This window comes from Neorhizobium sp. USDA 3394 (assembly GCF_056280385.1).
Genome location: NZ_JBWCDU010000002.1, coordinates 841,773 through 856,808 on the forward strand (window position 1 = coordinate 841,773; position 15,036 = coordinate 856,808).

Consider the following 15,036-nt stretch of genomic DNA (forward strand, 5'->3'; position numbering starts at 1 on the left):
GGAGAAATGCTGTCATAGTCTTTGCCATGACCGACAACCTACAGCCGCATCGCGATATCGCGCTCCGCCACGGGCGGACTGGAATGACCCTGACGCCGATCCCGCGCCTGGAAATCGGCGTCGGACAGGCAACCTCGGGAACGTCTCCGTGTCTCTACCGCTCGATGATCTGCTTCATTCTGCAGGGATCGAAAGAGGTGGTCATCCACGACGACCTGCTGCGCTACGACGCGTCCCAATATCTGGTCAGTGCACTCGATCTACCTTTGAGCGGCCAGATCCATGACGCTGACAACGGCAGTCCTTATGTGGCGATTTCGCTGGTCCTCGATCCGGCACTCCTCGCCGAGGTCGCATCGACAATGCCGGCGGTGCGCGACGCGGACACACCAGGCAGCGGCATCGCGCTCAATCCGATGACGCCGCCGCTGCGCGACACGCTGCTGCGACTGCTGGCGTTGCTCGACACGCCGGCGGACATCCCGGTACTCGCGCCGATGGCTGAACGAGAATTGCTTTATCGTCTCCTACAAGGCCCGCAGGGGCGACTGTTGCGTCACATCGCCCGCCCAGAAGGCCCGCTCGGCCGAATTCGGCGCGCGGTTGAATGGATTCGGGACCACGGCAACACGCAACTCCGGATCGAGGCGCTGTGCGATGCCGCCGGGATGAGCCGCGCTAGTCTGCACCGCCACTTCGTCGCGCTGACTGGATTGAGCCCAATCCAGTATCAGAAGCAGATACGCCTTCAGGAAGCGCGCCAGATGCTGCTCGCTGGCGACCGTAGTGCCTCCGACGTCGCCTACGCGGTCGGCTATGAAAGCGCTTCTCAGTTCAGCCGCGAATATCTGCGGCAGTTCGGATCTCCGCCCGTCCGCGACATGCGCAGACTCAGGCAGTCAATTGGCGATCAGATGATCAAATAGATCGCTGCCAGCTCCGATGTTGTTGACTGCGGGGCGTCTAGCGGATCTGGCGGCAATTCGCCCTATGGTCATCCGGGGCCGTGGACTTCCCAGTCTGCCGCCCCTTCCTGTTAACATGCGGGAGGTTGGCATCGCCATGAGATCGCCAAAATCTCAGACCAACGACGTTCGTACGGATCTGCCGTTACTCTCTTGCTTACCCAAATTTCGATTGATCTCCGGAGGCAGGGTTTAACCCTTGGCGGGTCAAGGGAAGCGTCTGTAAATTTCTCCTGTTCTGGAACCTGAGAGTGAAATTCTCAAAACAAAATCGAAATCCACCGGAAGCCGACAATGTGAGACGCGAAGCCCCAGGGCGGAACCAGTGCGCGGTTCCCCCTCAACTTTCTTGGCGTCGTTGACGTGCGCTGACGTAGTTTCGACGCTGAGTAACCGCGTGTTTACGAATCCTGCGCAACATCCCCTAATATAGAGGTACCCATGGCTGTTGTTCGTGCTTTTGGCAAATCATCGATCGAAGCCGTACGGCGTGAGATGGACCGTCTCGCGGCGCTGGACCAGCTTGACATGTTGGACACACCACGGGACCTGGGCTTTGAAAGACTGGTCCGATTGATCAAGGAAATATTCATGGTCGACATCGGCATCGTCTCTTTTATCGACGCCCATCGTCAGTGGTACAAGGCATGTTCCGGCCTTCCGGTAGACGAGATGCCGCGCGGAGATACCTTCTGCCGACATGTCGTTGAGTGCGAGCAGTCCATTGTCGTTGCCGATACGACTCGCGATCCTCGGTTTGCGTCCAATCCCGCTGTGACGGGAGAGGCTCACATCCGCTTTTATGCCGGAGTGCCACTTAAGACAGTAGACGGTCATACCGTGGGGACCGTCTGCGCGATTGACAGGAGACCGCGCTCGTTCGGAAACAGAGATCTCGTCATTCTGCAGGAACTGGCAGGCGTTGCCATGGATCGGGTCGAGATCTTGAAGTCGGCCGCTACAGACGGATTGACCGGTGCCCTCACACGCCGTGCCTTCAAGGAAGAAGCCGCTCGCCTTCTGGCGCAGGCAGCGCGGCACAATCATGATGTCTCCTGCATTGTTCTCGACGTCGACCATTTCAAGAAGGTGAACGACACTTACGGGCATGCAGCAGGTGACGATATCCTGAAGCTAGTAGCAGCCACTTGCCGGGAGCAGCTTCGAGGGGGCGATCTACTCGGCCGGTTAGGAGGGGAAGAGTTCGCAATTTTGCTGCCGCACGTTGACCGAGAGGGAGTTATGGGCGTGGCGGAGAAGCTGCGTCAGGGACTGTCTGCAAAGCAAATGGCGGTGGGAGCAGACACGATTCTGGTGACCGCAAGTTACGGCGCCACCTCCATGTCGATCGTCGCGAAAGACATTGACACTCTGCTGGCTCAGGCCGATGCAGCCATGTATCGAGCGAAACAAGCCGGCCGCGACCGATGCATGTCCTGGAGTTCTGCGGAAGCGCCGGGATTAGGTGAGCGACGGCGCGTCCTCAAGGCGGGCATGATCATCTTCAATGATAGACGCTCCACTTTCGACTGCACAATCCGCTCCCTTGGACCGGACAGTGCAAGTATCACGGTCTCCAACACTTCCGGCATGCCGCCGCAGTTCATCCTTGCTATCCAGGCTGAGGGTTTCGAGACTAATTGCCGTGTAGTTGCCCAAGATCGTCAGCACTTGGAGGTCAGCTTTCGATAGAAGCCTAGGTGCCGGTTCGCGGATACCGTTCGCACTCTTTGAACCGGCCAGGTAAGCGGAGCAGCCCGCGCGCAGGGTGTGGCGCGTCGCCCCAATCGACATTTGACGTCTGATCGGTTCCTGCGGCAGGCGGCCTCGCCGCAAAGCCCAAACCTGCACCTCAAGGCCGCGGCATCGGCGTGAGGCGACAGAGGCAGCCACGGCGATGTGGCAACCTCCAGGCTAAGCGCGCGCCCTACCTTCGGAACCGACCGCACGATGATTGCAAGCTTAACTACGCCAAGTCTCTTGGAGAAACAACAGGATTGAAGCAATAAGGCCCATCTCCGTGGAGGCCAGTCGATGCTCGGCGATCTTGGGTTTCCTTGAAGTTTGCGCCGTTGCCGCCGGAAATCACCGACATTCGCTCACGTGGCAATATGGGCCGGTTGCTGATAGTTTGAAGGCTGGACCCATCCAGTGAGGAGGATATCGTTGCTTTCCCTGCACCATGTATCGATCATTACTTCTGATCTGCGGAGGTCGCTACCTTTCTATCGCGAGGTATTCGGTCTTGTTGAAATTCCTCGGCCGCACTTCCCTATACCCGGCGCCTGGCTGGCTTGTGGCAGCTTGCAGGTGCATCTTGTTGTTTACCCGGAAGGCAGCTTCCGCCGGAATCCCACGATTGACCGGAACGACTGGCACTTCGCTTTCCAGACAGCCGACTTTGAGGCTTTCGTTGAACAGCTTACGGCTCGCGGCTTTCGGGATGATCTTCCACAAGACGATCCTCAATGCATGTTGGTTTTTCGCACTGGCCTGGCAGGTTTTCCGCAACTGTATCTTAGAGACCCGGACTTGAATGTCGTTGAGGTCAACGCAGCCCATCAGCCGACCATCCAGCCTCTTGCATAAAAGCCTGCGTTGATCGGGATTCTCCCGGGTAATAGGCCGAGATTGACGTGGCTGATTGATCGGGATTTCGCGTGTGGAAACTTGCCTGGGCTGAGCGATACAGTCACCCGAGGATCGCAATGAATGCGCAGCGACCGGTGCGGGCCGCATGCCCTGGTCGACAAGCTTTCAACGCTCGTGATGGAAGGAGACATGGCGCCTGTCCCGCCGTCTCGCCCGTTCCACCAACCCACCGTACCGTTGGTGTCGAGGAAAGGTCGGACATCATGACGGCATCGAACCATGCTGCGTCAACAGGAACATGTTTTAGGCTGGAGAGTTGCCCCGCCAGACCCAGATGATATCGGTGCCCGCATGCCGCAGACTTCCATACTTGTGATCGAAGACGAGTCATTGATACGAATGTCTATAGCGGACGAGTTACGTGACGTCGGTTTTGTTGTACTGGAGGCGGTGAATGCCGAAGAGGCGCTTCGCCTCCTCTCCAAGGAACGTCTGATACGCGCGATCTTTACGGACATCGAGCTGCACGGGGAGCTTGACGGGCTGAACCTTGCCCGAATGGTGAAGGAACGATGGCCGCTCATCGAAATCATCATCACGTCCGGTAACCGGAACGTTGCGGCGAACGAGATGCCGGAAAGGTCGCTTTTCTTTCCCAAGCCCTACGCACCTTCAGCGATTATTGACGCGCTCAAGCGGATAACCGGGTGAGAAACTGCTCGACAAAAAGCGTTAGGTGCTCCTTTTGGCGCTGTGATACTAAGTCCGCGTGTATACTGCTCGGATGCTCATGACCAATCCTGACGATCTTAATCCGCCGCTCCCGACGTCCGACCTTCCTCATCTTGCCGAAGCGCTCGATGACGATCGGTTTCGCCAATTCCTGGATCATGTCCCCTTCGCGGTCGCTGTCTCAGAATTTGGAACCCAAGAGACCTTGATCTACGGGAACATCGAATTCGAACGCCTCACCGGCGTTTCGGCTGAAGAGCTGCAGGGGAAATCCTGGTCTTTTCTCCCCGCCGCACCTCCCGTCACGGACGGGCCTGACCTTATTCGTGCATTGATCGAGAACGAAGAGTATCTTGGTGCCTTTATCCTGACGGCAGGAGAACAAAAACTCGTCATCGATGCATGGTCGAACACGATCGTCGATGATATCGGGCTGCCTCTGTTTCGGCTGCTGGCGATGTCAGCGCGCGGTCAATCCGATGATCGTGCCAATTTCGGAGAGCTCCTTGAGGAGAAGGATCTTCTCCTCAAGGAGCTTCAACATCGTGTGAAAAACAACCTTCAGATGATCACCGCGTTGATCCGTATGGAAGCGCGTAACGCGCAACGCTCGGAGGAGAGTGAAGGCTTCAACCGGTTGGCGGGTAGGATCGATGCTTTATCGATCCTTTATCGCTCGCTTTATGGCGGCAGTGAAGCGGAGACGGTCGATCTTGGCACCTATGTCAGCCAGATAGCGTCGTCAGTGATGGCGGCTCATGCGACGGAAGGCATACGCCTTGATATGAAAGTCGATACCTGGCCAGTTTCAGTTAACGTCGCAATGCCGGTCGGGCTTGTTGTCAACGAGCTCCTGACCAACGCCCTGAAATATGCTTTCGCCGGTCGCGATGGCGGTGAGGTCAAGGTCCGTTGCACCGTCGATGAAGAGGGATGCAAGGTTCTCGTCGCCGACAATGGCGTCGGGCTTTCAGATAAGGCCGACTGGCCTCGGCGCGGCAAGCTCAGCGCCATGATCGTGCAATCGGTCAAACAGAACGCGAAAGCGGAAATTGAGGTCGAGTCCGCCCCGGCCAGAGGGATGGCGGTGACGATCGCCTTCAAACGAAACGGTGCAGCCGAGGCTTGAATGTCGCTGTTGATCGATCAAACGATGGTCGAGGGATAGAAGCCGGTCCTGTCACCCTTTCTTTTCCCGGAAACGCTTAACGCGCGCATGGGTGCCGCAGCTGGCTTCGGAACACCAGAGACGGCGCCCGCTCTTTGATGTATCCAGAAACAACCACCCGCAATTGTCACCTTTGCACGACCGCACAGGGCGCCGCCCATGCCGGTTTGTGAGCAGCTCAGCGGCTTGCGCGGCAAACAGATTGACAAGATCGGCGAGTTCGTCGAGCGGCTGAACCCACCGGAAGCCATCATCTGTTTGGCACAGGACCTGGCGCGCGCGCGCGCGTCTGGCCATATCATGAACGATTGCGAACGGCTCCTTGGGATAGGGCTTCTGGCCGTCTTCCGCCAGGAAAATCGCGTAAATCGCTTCGCGCAACCTGATTGCCTCTAGCAGAACCTTTTTTGCTTCTTGCGGTTGATCTTTGGCAAGCTGGCTTAGCTCGGTCATCTGCTTCTCATTGAGCAGGCCCACCCGGCGTGCCAGGGTGATGATATCATCGCAGCCCAGCAGCAGGTCAGGCCCCCAACGTCCACGGCGGCTGTCTACGGTATTGGCCAACTCAAGCGCGGCATGGCCGCCGCTTAGCCGCATGTCGGTCGTCGAAGTCGCCATCTCATCATCGGAACAAGACCGCCATTACCTGGTTTGTAACGGGTATATCAGGTTTAAGTCGTTACGACAGGATAAGCCTAATGTCGTCCACGGGCAACATCACCAAGTTTCTCATCCTGTGCCTCGTCTGGGGACTGACGTGGATCGCCGTCAAGGTCGGCGTCACCTCCACTCCGCCAATGCTTTTTGCCGCGACGCGCTTCATCTTCGCAGGTCTGGTGCTGCTTGGCTGGGGTGCGGCAAGAGGCGTCCTTACGCTGCCCTGTGTGCGGCATATCGGGCGACTGCTTGTCACGAGCCTGTTGATGATCACCCTCTGTTATGGTCCCTTGTTCTGGGGGATGAAGTTTGTCCCGTCGGGAACAGCCGCCGTACTGGAGATGTCATTGACACCCCTGGCTTTGCTCGCATTCGGCATAGCGCTGGGCGAGGAGCGCTGGAGCGGGATCCGGCTTGGCGCCATGATGCTCGGAGTAACGGGTTTGATCATTCTTTTCGGGCCGGCGGCCGCGACCCCAGATGCAGGTTTGTGGACAATCTTCGGCTTGGTTGCGGTGGCCTGGGCGGCAATCTCTTCCGCGTGGGGGTCGGTTCTGGCGCGTCCACTCGTATCCGGGTACGGAAGCACGACACTGTCTGCATCAACGACGCTGATCGGCGGCATTTTGCTGCTTTCGGTGTCGTTGACCATTGAGACGGATGCGACAGCTGCGCTCGTTACCCTGTGGAACTGGCAAGCGAGCGCAGGATGGCTCTTTCTTGTCATTTTCGGTTCGCTGATTGGCTACAGCATTTATCTGCAGCTTCTAAGAGACATAGGTCCGGCAAGAGCTGGAAGTTTCGCCTTCGTATCGCCCGCAATTGCCGTCGCCGTTGGCGCGATCCTGGCCGGCGAAACGGTGACATTTCAGAGCATCACGGGGATGATCTTGATGATGCTCGCCGCAGGAGGATGCCTTTTCGCCGACCGGATCGGCGCTGTTGTTCTAATGAGAAAGAAAGCGTGAACCCATTCACCGCCGAACTCGGCTGTTGGCCATCCGCGAGGCTCGTTCAAAACTAGGCATGAACATATAGCCGGATCTATGGCACTCGTGCCTGACATGGCGCAAGTGGGTTATATCAGAGCCGATGTTGCGGGTTGATCTCGGCCAGCTGCCGGAAATAGAGCCAAAACGCCACAAGTGGAAGCGTTAGCGATACAGTTTCAACCCGATCGGGCGAGTGTTCAGGTCAAGGCTGCTGCGGACGCTCCCGCGATCGGACAAGCCGATCCTTTCGCCGCGCTACCCACCAAAGCCTGATCTCCTTCAAGAGTGCCGGCACAACCGGGATAGCTACTGCTAGCAACATCATCCAATCCGACTTCGCCATCAATTCAGTCTCCGCGAACATCACACCCCATAAGGATGCGCCAGGAATGAATGAAGGGGATTTTAACGTGCGATTGCGCGCCCACGGGGCTTCCTAACTCCTTGGAATTACTACACTGTGGAATCTTTCCGCTGCCAAAACGAGCGACGAACTTCCCCGCTGCTCCCATGCCGGCAACCCAAAGACAACCATTGATAACTAACCGGTTGTCCGAACCAGTGCGCCCTGGATCGCCGACCTTGCCGGGCAACAGCGACGCGATCTTCGCCCATTGACCATCACGCAGTCATACCGACTGGCCGCCGTTCAAACTCATTTGTGATCCACCGCTTTGCCCTACGAACCAGCCTTCGACCGATTTGGGAATATTGAATGTCGATTGGTCCTAAGGGACACTCCGCGGACAGAATGCTTTGAGCCTTCGGCGATCGGACCAATAACAGATGATTCTGGTCGAGCCGCGTCTCAAGTCCTCAGCGGGCGACGGTGACTTGAACCAAGCTTTTGGAGTTCCGGGTGGAACTAAAATTCGCCGCCAGTCTTAACGCTGGCCCTCTGATGAGGATCAGGAGACCGAGATGCTTCCAGCCTTTTTCAATGGCATGCCAAATGCACATGAGCCGCCTGTCCGCGTGCTTCTGGCGGAAGACGATTTCCTGATTCGCCTCGACCATGCCGGAAGCATTCGGGCTCTCGGCTGGGATGTCATCGAGGTATCGTCTGCCGATGAGGGGATCGAGCTCCTACGCCATGGTGTGCGTTTCGACCTGGTGGTGACCGACCTGAATATGCCCGGCCGCTACAAGGGCACAGACCTTGCCAGAATGGTCCGCGATACCGCCGACTTGACCAAGGTTGTCATTGTCTCCGCCGAGAACCCAGCCGACGACCAGCTTTACGATCTTTTCCTGAACAAGCCTGTCTGGGACATCGGGCCCCCGCTGTTGGAGATCATGAAAAAGGCAATGCATGGTGGCTGAAGATGCCGAGACCATTCTTCTGGTTGAAAACGACGCGCTGCAGCGGGCGACGGTGGCGCGATATTTGCGCGAATGCGGTTATCGGGTCATTGAAGCTACGAATGCATCTGAAGCGAGGCAAGCCTTGGCTCGTTTCAACATCGCGATCGTTGTCACCGATGCAAGTCTTCGTGACGCGTCCGGATTCGAGCTGTCCACGCTCGCCCGCCAGCAGCGCCCGGGCGTGCGGGTATTCCTGACGCATTCTGTCGAAAAGACCGCGAGACTTGCCGGCGAACTCTGTGAGGACGGCCCGCTTGATCAACCTTACCATCCACAGCACCTTGTGGATCGAATCAAAAGGATGAGAGGCGGTCGTGGCTCCTGACTCACCGTGCCGGAGGGTGTTGAGCCAGGTGTGGAGCAACGCTCGCCCGACAGCCAGTGCGGCGGCTCGAACCACGATCTGGAACCAAACGGGAATTGTCGCATTGTACGGAGCTTGATTTCTGCGGGAAGATCATGGCGGAAAAGAACAGATCTAAAACCGACGCGCAAAACGCCGGCGATCGCCTTGTTGCGAGCCATGTTCGAGAAGATCCCTTTGCGGCGGCCTTCAAGGCAACACGCATGTCGATGATCGTCACAGATCCCAGTCAGGACGATAATCCGATAATCTTTTGCAATGCGTCATTTGAGAAGCTTACCGGCTATTCGAGCGACGAATTGGTGGGCCGCAATTGTCGCCTTCTCCAAGGGCCAGAAACAGATAAGAATACAGTCGCTCGTATCCGAGAGGCAGTGGGTGCAGGGCGGGATATCGCGGTCGACATCCTGAACTACCGCAAGGACGGCAGTACCTTCTGGAATGCCCTGTTTCTGAGCCCCGTCCGAGATGATGAAGGCAGGATCGTTTATTTCTTTGCTTCGCAGCTCGACTTTACCAACGTTAAGAGCCGGGAAGCCGAGCTCGCATCGGCCCGCCATCAAGCCGAGAACGAAGTCGCCAAGAACACCGCCGATCTTCGTGCTGCGCTTGCCGCCAAGACACTCCTCGTCCATGAAGTAGATCATCGCGTCAAAAACAACCTTTTGACCATGGCTTCAATCGTCAAGCTGCAGGCTCGCACCACAAAAGATGAGCGCCAGAGGCATACCCTCATGGCCGTTCTCAATCGGGTGGAAGCACTCAGCACCGTCCAGAGAAAGCTGTTTACCCTAGACGATATCTCCAGGTTCGATGTCGCTGACTTCGCCCGCGAACTTGTAACCGATCTGATCGGCGGTATCGGCCGTGACGACATTCATTTGACGCTTGACCTGCAGCCGCTTTACGTTCCCGCAGTCAAGGCAACACCGCTATCGCTCATCGTCAATGAGCTCGTTGGTGACGCAGTCAGACGGGGCTTGAGTGACGGCGGCGGCGAAATCCATGTCGTCGTGAAACGGTTGAACGGACACTTCCTGATCCGCGTCGAGGATACAGTCGAACCCGTGCAACCTGACCCGGAAAGCGCAGAATTCAGCCGTTTGCTTCTTGAAGCTTCTGCCCAGCAGCTTGGCGCTCATATCGAGCGGAGCAGCCAGGGCAGAAAGACTACGGTGGAGGTGACGCTGCTTGTCGATGAACATCGGGAGAATGAACATTGAAGGTAATGATCGTCGAAGACGAGATGCTGCTTGCGATGGAACTGGAAAGCGAAGTGGAGGCAGCTGGACACGAAGTAATTGGTGTGGCGATGAGCAGCCATCAGGCTCGCGATCTTCTGTCTGCCTCAAGGCCAGATTTCGCGTTTGTGGATATCCATCTGATGGACGGCCCGACCGGGATAGATGTCGGCCGCCGTCTTGCCGAGGCGCGGGTGCCGTTCGTATTCGTCAGTGGAAACATCAAACGCCTTCCAGATGACTTCGTGGGCGCACTCGGCGCGATCGAGAAACCCTATACGGTGAACGGGATGAAGAACGCGCTACAGTACATCTCCGCTGTGCTCTCAGGCGTTGACGACCTCGCGCCCCCGCCCAGCCTCGTTCTTGCCGGCGACATCCAACCGCCGACGGTGCGCAGGCATGCATAGCTTGGTGCCATAGTTATAACAGCCCGTCGGTTTGACTGAACACTTGATAGACCAGAGCCAATTCGATCAAAAAGGAACTGGCTGGAGTTCGGAAAATAGGACAAGCGCCGCTGGCCTTAACGGCGCGCACAGGACCATTCCTTTGAATGGAGATTGGCGACAGGCTGATCTTCGAACCGTCATCGAGCAGGCGATCTCACCCTATCCAAGCGAGAAGTTTTGCGTGGTTTGGCAAGCGTCGTGTCAGTCAGGTTCCGCCTGCTCCTTCGACAATCCTTTGTGTGATCCAGAAACCTGCCCCTGCTGCCACCGCGGAAAGGACGGTTCCCCAAAGCAGATCCGCGATCGTCAGCAGTGTCGACCAATTCCTGAGCGTCGACTGATTGGTGAGGTCGTAAGTGGCATAAGCCGTGAAGCCCACCGCCGCACCATAAAGCAAGGCCGTTGCAAGCGAGCCAGAAATCAAGCCGGCTCTCGTTGCAAGAAACGTCAATCCTCCGGCATAGAGGATATAGAAAGCAATGGCGGGACCGATACGGAACTCTGGCGCAAGCATATCGCCCAGTATGGGACGATAAAGCCGATCCGCCATGGTGCTCAACCAGACGAAGTCGATAGCAACAAAAACGATCAGGGTGGCGAGATAGGCAACATAATATGTCTTCATGGTCTCCTCGTTTACGATTTCCGCCGATGCTTCAGTTGATCCGCGTCCAGTCGATCCCCTTGCAGATCAGACCTGCAGCGACGCAGCCCCTTGTGGTCATCCTGTTGCCATTCACCTTCACGGTGAGATTGTAGGTCATGTCGCGCTGCGGATCGTAGGCCGTCCCGGAATAGACGCCATCGGCACCCGCTCTGATCGTCATGACGAGCTTGTCGCCAGTCTTTTCCTTCGCCATCCCCGGCTTGATCCAGGTATTGACTACGCAGACGTCGGCCCCACAGGGGGCAATCCTGACCTTGGCGTTTCCGTCTCCACGCGCCCACTGACCTTCGATGTCGCCGGCTTGGACAATCCAGGCGAAGCCAAGCGAGAAAACCGCAGTCGCCGTAGCGAGAAGCTTCATCTTGATCATCCTTGTCCAGATGCCTTACGCATGTTCAACCGTGTAAAGTCCCACATTGATGCACCCCTCCTCGAAGCCGGCCTCGCAATAGCAGAGGTAATAGTGCCAGAGACGCCGGAAGTGCCCGTCGAAACCCTGAGCGGCAATCGCCGGCCAATGCGCGTGAAAGCGTGACCGCCACTCGCGCAGTGTGCGCGAATAGGACTGTCCGAAATGCTCGATCCCGGTCAGCTTTAGGCCGGCGGCGGAGACAGCCCTCTCCAGCGCGCTGTCCGAGGGCACAAAGCCGCCGGGGAATATGTATTTCTGGATGAAATCGATACTGCCGCGATAGGCCTCGAAACGCTTTTCCTCGATCGAGATAATCTGGAGTACGGCGCGGCCATCGTCCTTCAAGCATCGCTTCAGGACGTCGAAATAGCTCGGCCAGTACGCTTCACCGACTGCCTCGAACATCTCGATCGACACGATGCGATCGAACTGCCCCTCGATATCTCGGTAATCCTGCAGCCGCAGATCGACTTGGGCCTCCTTTCCGCCTGCCATCACAGCATCCTTCGCCCAGAGGAGTTGCGACGGCGAAAGTGTCAGGCCGACAACATTCGCATTCGCTCGGGTGGCAAGCTCGACAGCCAGCGCACCCCAGCCACAACCGATTTCCAGCACGCTTTCGCCGCCTTCCAGCGCCAGTTTCTCGCGAATGACGTCGAGACGCTTTTGCTGGGCGGTCTCCAGGCTCGGCGTCGTCTCGTCAAAGATCGCCGAGGAATAGAGCATGTTGGAATCGAGCCATTCCTTGTAGAAGTCGTTGCCGAGATCGTAATGCGCCTCGATATTGCGGCGACTACCCTTTTTCGTATTGGCATTCAGCAGATGCCCGACCCGGTTGACGAGCCGCATCAGGACATTCCCGTTGATCGCCGGCGAAAGGGCATCGCCGTTGCGGGCGGCAAGCCGTATGACCGCGGTCAGGTCCGGCGTCGTCCAATCTCCGTCGATGAAAGCTCCTGCAAATCCGATGTCACCGGCGGTGACAAGGCGGCGGAGCATACGCCAGCGCTTGATGACGATGGTTGCGTCCGGCCCGGCCTCGGGTCCTGCGCCCTTCACGACCGCGCCGGAGGGCAGCACGATGGTCAAGAGACCGCAACGGATATCGCGGATCAGGCGAGCCACCAGCCGGCCACCAAAGCCAAGCATTTCGTCGCTCGACGACAGTTCGATCGATATCTGGGAAAAATCGTCAAGCTGGCTCATGGGATATCAGTCTCTCCATGCGATGTGCGAGGCTCGGCCAACGCCTTGCGGATCAATGAAACCGGGTTCTCCGGCGGACGTGGCCTGGCGCGAAGGCGAATGCCCTTGAGCCAGATCTTCAGCGCCTCCCAATAGATGCCGCCAATGACGCGTATCGTCAGGAAGGGAATGGCAACAAAAGCCCTTGCGAGCGCGGCATCCGTCAACTCGGTTCGCTTCGCCAGATGCCGGGCGGTGAGCACCAGTCCGTCGCGGTCGAATGTCTCGATGCGGATCGAGAGCCAGTCAGTCGGGACGACGACACGGAATTCGTAACGCAGATCCATGTCCATGAATGGCGAGACATAGAACGCCTTGTTGCATTGCTGGACGATCTCGCGGCCCCCACGATCCTCGACAGCGATCATGTAAGCGTGTCGTTCGCCGAACGTGTTGTCCACTTCCCAAAGGATCGCCCTGACGGACCCGTCCTTGCCGTAGCAGAAAAACACGCTGAGCGGGTTAAAGGCCCAGCCCAGGAGGCGCGGCATGGTCAGAATCCGGATCGGCCCACCATCCGGCTCGACCCCGGCGGCACGCATGGAGCGATTTACCTGGGCCCTGAGATCGCTGCCCGAACGGTCGCCGCGATCCTTTGGAAAGAAGGAGAAGAGGTTGAAGCGATCGACGGAAAACAGCCGCAGGCGGCGGTCCAGCAGGTCGAGTTCGTCGAGGTCGATCAGCAGCGAATAGAGGCGATAGGCAAGCGTGTGCTGCTTCGGCCTCAGCCGCGAATGCGTAACATGCCCGGTAAAAAGCGCGGATTTCAGGCTCTCCGTCATGCCGGCACCTCCACGATTGGCAGGCCAGCAGCCCCGATCAGCGGTCTGCGCACAATGCGGGCGCTTTCCTGCTCCACCTGCCACGGGCGGCGAACGCCCCCAAGGTCTTCCGCGACCGCCAGACCCGCCTGGATGCCGTCCTCATGGAAGCCCGAGCCGAAATGCGCGCCGCAAAACCAGGTGTTGCGCAGGCCTTGCAGCGACCAGATCTCCTGTTGCGCCCGATCGGTGGCAAGGTCGAAGACGGGGTGCTCGTAGGTATCGCGGCGGATGACGGTTTCTTCGCGCGGCGCACGAAGCGGATTGAGCGTCACGAATGTCGGCGGGGCGGTGCCGAGTGGCTGCAGCCTGTTCATCCAATAGGTAATCGACGGCTGCGTCGGCCCGTTTCCGGTATCTGCCCGCGTATCGGCGACATAGTTCCAGCTCGACCATGCAGCGCGCCGTTTCGGCATGACGGCCGTGTCGCCATGCAGCACGGCCTCGTTGCACGAATAGCGGAAGGCGCCGAGAATGCGGCGCTCTTCGTCGTTCGCATCGCCGAGCATGCGTAGGGCCTGATCCGCGTGGGTCGCGATCACGACGTCGTCGAAGACCGAAACGCGTCCGTGCGAATCGCGAATCTCCACCGATCCGGGCCGACGGCGTACCGCTTCCACCGGGGTCGAAAGCCGGATGCGGTCGGCAAAAAGGCGGCTCAACCGCGCCACATATTCCCGGCTGCCGCCTTTGACGGTGCGCCAGACCGGGCGGTTCCAAAGTTCGAGAAGTCCGTGATTGCTACAGAATTTTATGAAGCCGGCCGCCGGATAGGAGCCGACCTCCATAGCCGGCGTCGACCAGATTGCTGCTGCCATCGGATAGAGATGGTCGTCGCGGAAGGCACGGCCATAGCCATTGCGGTTAAGGTAATCGTCGAGAGAGACGCTGCCCATGACCGCAAGGTCGCGCGGCGCGTTGCGGTAAAACCGCAAGAGATCCCGCATCATCGACCAGAAGCGCGGCCTGACCAGATTGGTTTTTTGCGCGAAGAGACCGGAGCCCGTGCCGCCGGAATATTCGAATGCGCCGCCATTCAGTGAGACCGCGAAGGACATGTCAGAAATGGTGGTCGGCACTTCGAGCGTGCGGAACAGGGCCGTGAGGTTCGGGTAGGTGGTTTCGTTATAGACGATGAAGCCGGTATCCACCGCCACAGGTCCATTCGGGCTTTCGAACTCGACCGTATTGCTGTGACCCCCTATGCGGTCCGCCGCTTCATAGACGGTGACATCATGTCGGTGTGACAGAAGCCAGGCGGCCGAAAGGCCTGAAATGCCGCTTCCCACGACGGCAATATTGAGGCGCCTTCTGCCCACGATACGCTCATCGAATGCCATCAAATCCTCTCGCTCAATCCATC

Annotated in this window: 16 protein-coding genes and 1 pseudogene; 10 read left to right on the top strand and 7 right to left on the bottom strand. The window is 58.1% G+C overall.

Annotated elements, in window-relative coordinates; genetic code table 11:
* The first annotated feature begins 26 nt into the window (after positions 1-26).
* The 5 genes from ACZ9EJ_RS25630 (at position 27) to ACZ9EJ_RS25650 (ending at position 5,418) form a co-directional block, all read left to right on the top strand.
* Positions 27-926: an AraC family transcriptional regulator gene (locus ACZ9EJ_RS25630; protein ID WP_046641359.1), complete on the top strand. Its 900-nt coding sequence runs from the start codon at positions 27-29 to the stop codon at positions 924-926.
* 480 nt (positions 927-1,406) lie between these two features.
* Positions 1,407-2,657, top strand: coding sequence for a sensor domain-containing diguanylate cyclase (locus ACZ9EJ_RS25635; protein WP_046630151.1), 1,251 nt, complete (start codon positions 1,407-1,409; stop codon positions 2,655-2,657).
* Positions 2,658-3,131: 474 nt separating this feature from the next.
* Positions 3,132-3,554, top strand: coding sequence for a VOC family protein (locus ACZ9EJ_RS25640; protein WP_080954093.1), 423 nt, complete (start codon positions 3,132-3,134; stop codon positions 3,552-3,554).
* 282 nt (positions 3,555-3,836) lie between these two features.
* The gene (locus ACZ9EJ_RS25645; protein ID WP_255742390.1) at positions 3,837-4,268 is read left to right on the top strand and encodes a response regulator; all 432 of its coding nucleotides are present in this window, start codon (positions 3,837-3,839) and stop codon (positions 4,266-4,268) included.
* 73 nt (positions 4,269-4,341) lie between these two features.
* Complete coding sequence (locus ACZ9EJ_RS25650; RefSeq protein ID WP_370649855.1) at positions 4,342-5,418, top strand: histidine kinase dimerization/phosphoacceptor domain -containing protein; 1,077 nt, start codon at positions 4,342-4,344, stop codon at positions 5,416-5,418.
* 51 nt (positions 5,419-5,469) lie between these two features.
* On the opposite strand, the gene ACZ9EJ_RS25655 is transcribed toward ACZ9EJ_RS25650, so the two are convergent.
* Positions 5,470-6,075, bottom strand: a complete 606-nt coding sequence (locus tag ACZ9EJ_RS25655; protein WP_046630154.1) for a CGNR zinc finger domain-containing protein — start codon at positions 6,073-6,075, stop codon at positions 5,470-5,472.
* An 80-nt stretch (positions 6,076-6,155) separates the two neighbouring features.
* On the opposite strand from ACZ9EJ_RS25655, the gene ACZ9EJ_RS25660 reads away from it, so the two are divergent.
* Positions 6,156-7,082: a DMT family transporter gene (locus ACZ9EJ_RS25660; RefSeq protein ID WP_046642395.1), complete on the top strand. Its 927-nt coding sequence runs from the start codon at positions 6,156-6,158 to the stop codon at positions 7,080-7,082.
* 527 nt (positions 7,083-7,609) lie between these two features.
* On the opposite strand, the pseudogene ACZ9EJ_RS25665 reads toward ACZ9EJ_RS25660, so the two are convergent.
* Positions 7,610-7,735: pseudogene (locus ACZ9EJ_RS25665) on the bottom strand (IS5/IS1182 family transposase); the annotation flags it as partial.
* A 292-nt stretch (positions 7,736-8,027) separates the two neighbouring features.
* Here ACZ9EJ_RS25665 and ACZ9EJ_RS25670 point away from each other — a divergent pair.
* The 4 genes from ACZ9EJ_RS25670 (at position 8,028) to ACZ9EJ_RS25685 (ending at position 10,486) form a co-directional block, all read left to right on the top strand.
* A complete protein-coding gene (locus ACZ9EJ_RS25670; RefSeq protein ID WP_052754092.1) occupies positions 8,028-8,429 on the top strand; it encodes a response regulator in 402 nt (133 codons plus the stop codon).
* Complete coding sequence (locus ACZ9EJ_RS25675; RefSeq protein ID WP_046630156.1) at positions 8,419-8,796, top strand: response regulator transcription factor; 378 nt, start codon at positions 8,419-8,421, stop codon at positions 8,794-8,796. The genes ACZ9EJ_RS25670 and ACZ9EJ_RS25675 overlap by 11 nt, the downstream gene beginning before the upstream one ends.
* A 134-nt stretch (positions 8,797-8,930) precedes the next feature.
* On the top strand, positions 8,931-10,058 hold the full coding sequence (locus ACZ9EJ_RS25680; protein ID WP_046630157.1) for a PAS domain-containing protein: 1,128 nt from the start codon (positions 8,931-8,933) through the stop codon (positions 10,056-10,058).
* Positions 10,055-10,486, top strand: a complete 432-nt coding sequence (locus ACZ9EJ_RS25685) for a response regulator (protein ID WP_046630158.1) — start codon at positions 10,055-10,057, stop codon at positions 10,484-10,486. The genes ACZ9EJ_RS25680 and ACZ9EJ_RS25685 overlap by 4 nt, the downstream gene beginning before the upstream one ends.
* Positions 10,487-10,733: 247 nt before the next feature.
* Here ACZ9EJ_RS25685 and ACZ9EJ_RS25690 read toward each other — a convergent pair whose 3' ends face one another.
* Genes ACZ9EJ_RS25690 through ACZ9EJ_RS25710 form a run of 5 tightly spaced genes read right to left on the bottom strand, consistent with a single transcriptional unit; the run spans position 10,734 to position 15,013 of the window.
* Positions 10,734-11,153: a DUF2177 family protein gene (locus ACZ9EJ_RS25690; RefSeq protein ID WP_046630159.1), complete on the bottom strand. Its 420-nt coding sequence runs from the start codon at positions 11,151-11,153 to the stop codon at positions 10,734-10,736.
* 31 nt (positions 11,154-11,184) lie between these two features.
* Positions 11,185-11,556, bottom strand: a complete 372-nt coding sequence (locus tag ACZ9EJ_RS25695; protein WP_080954105.1) for a DUF2147 domain-containing protein — start codon at positions 11,554-11,556, stop codon at positions 11,185-11,187.
* Positions 11,557-11,580: 24 nt separating this feature from the next.
* On the bottom strand, positions 11,581-12,813 hold the full coding sequence (locus ACZ9EJ_RS25700; RefSeq protein WP_046630160.1) for an SAM-dependent methyltransferase: 1,233 nt from the start codon (positions 12,811-12,813) through the stop codon (positions 11,581-11,583).
* Positions 12,810-13,634 (bottom strand): DUF1365 domain-containing protein, encoded by an 825-nt coding sequence (locus ACZ9EJ_RS25705; protein WP_046630161.1) that lies wholly within the window; start codon positions 13,632-13,634, stop codon positions 12,810-12,812. Before ACZ9EJ_RS25705 ends, ACZ9EJ_RS25700 begins: the two co-directional genes overlap by 4 nt.
* Complete coding sequence (locus ACZ9EJ_RS25710) at positions 13,631-15,013, bottom strand: NAD(P)/FAD-dependent oxidoreductase (RefSeq protein ID WP_046630429.1); 1,383 nt, start codon at positions 15,011-15,013, stop codon at positions 13,631-13,633. Before ACZ9EJ_RS25710 ends, ACZ9EJ_RS25705 begins: the two co-directional genes overlap by 4 nt.
* Positions 15,014-15,036: the final 23 nt, after the last annotated feature.

Excerpts from the sequence above, each read along its gene's own strand:
- ACZ9EJ_RS25675 (WP_046630156.1), top strand. The coding sequence starts at position 8,419 with ATGGTGGCTGAAGATGCCGAGACCATTCTTCTGGTTGAAAACGACGCG.
- ACZ9EJ_RS25710 (WP_046630429.1), bottom strand. The coding sequence starts at position 15,013 with ATGGCATTCGATGAGCGTATCGTGGGCAGAAGGCGCCTCAATATTGCC.
- ACZ9EJ_RS25690 (WP_046630159.1), bottom strand. The coding sequence starts at position 11,153 with ATGAAGACATATTATGTTGCCTATCTCGCCACCCTGATCGTTTTTGTT.
- ACZ9EJ_RS25670 (WP_052754092.1), top strand. The coding sequence starts at position 8,028 with ATGCTTCCAGCCTTTTTCAATGGCATGCCAAATGCACATGAGCCGCCT.
- ACZ9EJ_RS25645 (WP_255742390.1), top strand. The coding sequence starts at position 3,837 with ATGCTGCGTCAACAGGAACATGTTTTAGGCTGGAGAGTTGCCCCGCCA.
- ACZ9EJ_RS25680 (WP_046630157.1), top strand. The coding sequence starts at position 8,931 with ATGGCGGAAAAGAACAGATCTAAAACCGACGCGCAAAACGCCGGCGAT.
- ACZ9EJ_RS25630 (WP_046641359.1), top strand. The coding sequence starts at position 27 with ATGACCGACAACCTACAGCCGCATCGCGATATCGCGCTCCGCCACGGG.
- ACZ9EJ_RS25635 (WP_046630151.1), top strand. The coding sequence starts at position 1,407 with ATGGCTGTTGTTCGTGCTTTTGGCAAATCATCGATCGAAGCCGTACGG.
- ACZ9EJ_RS25700 (WP_046630160.1), bottom strand. The coding sequence starts at position 12,813 with ATGAGCCAGCTTGACGATTTTTCCCAGATATCGATCGAACTGTCGTCG.
- ACZ9EJ_RS25695 (WP_080954105.1), bottom strand. The coding sequence starts at position 11,556 with ATGAAGCTTCTCGCTACGGCGACTGCGGTTTTCTCGCTTGGCTTCGCC.
- ACZ9EJ_RS25660 (WP_046642395.1), top strand. The coding sequence starts at position 6,156 with ATGTCGTCCACGGGCAACATCACCAAGTTTCTCATCCTGTGCCTCGTC.
- ACZ9EJ_RS25705 (WP_046630161.1), bottom strand. The coding sequence starts at position 13,634 with ATGACGGAGAGCCTGAAATCCGCGCTTTTTACCGGGCATGTTACGCAT.
- ACZ9EJ_RS25655 (WP_046630154.1), bottom strand. The coding sequence starts at position 6,075 with ATGGCGACTTCGACGACCGACATGCGGCTAAGCGGCGGCCATGCCGCG.
- ACZ9EJ_RS25650 (WP_370649855.1), top strand. The coding sequence starts at position 4,342 with ATGCTCATGACCAATCCTGACGATCTTAATCCGCCGCTCCCGACGTCC.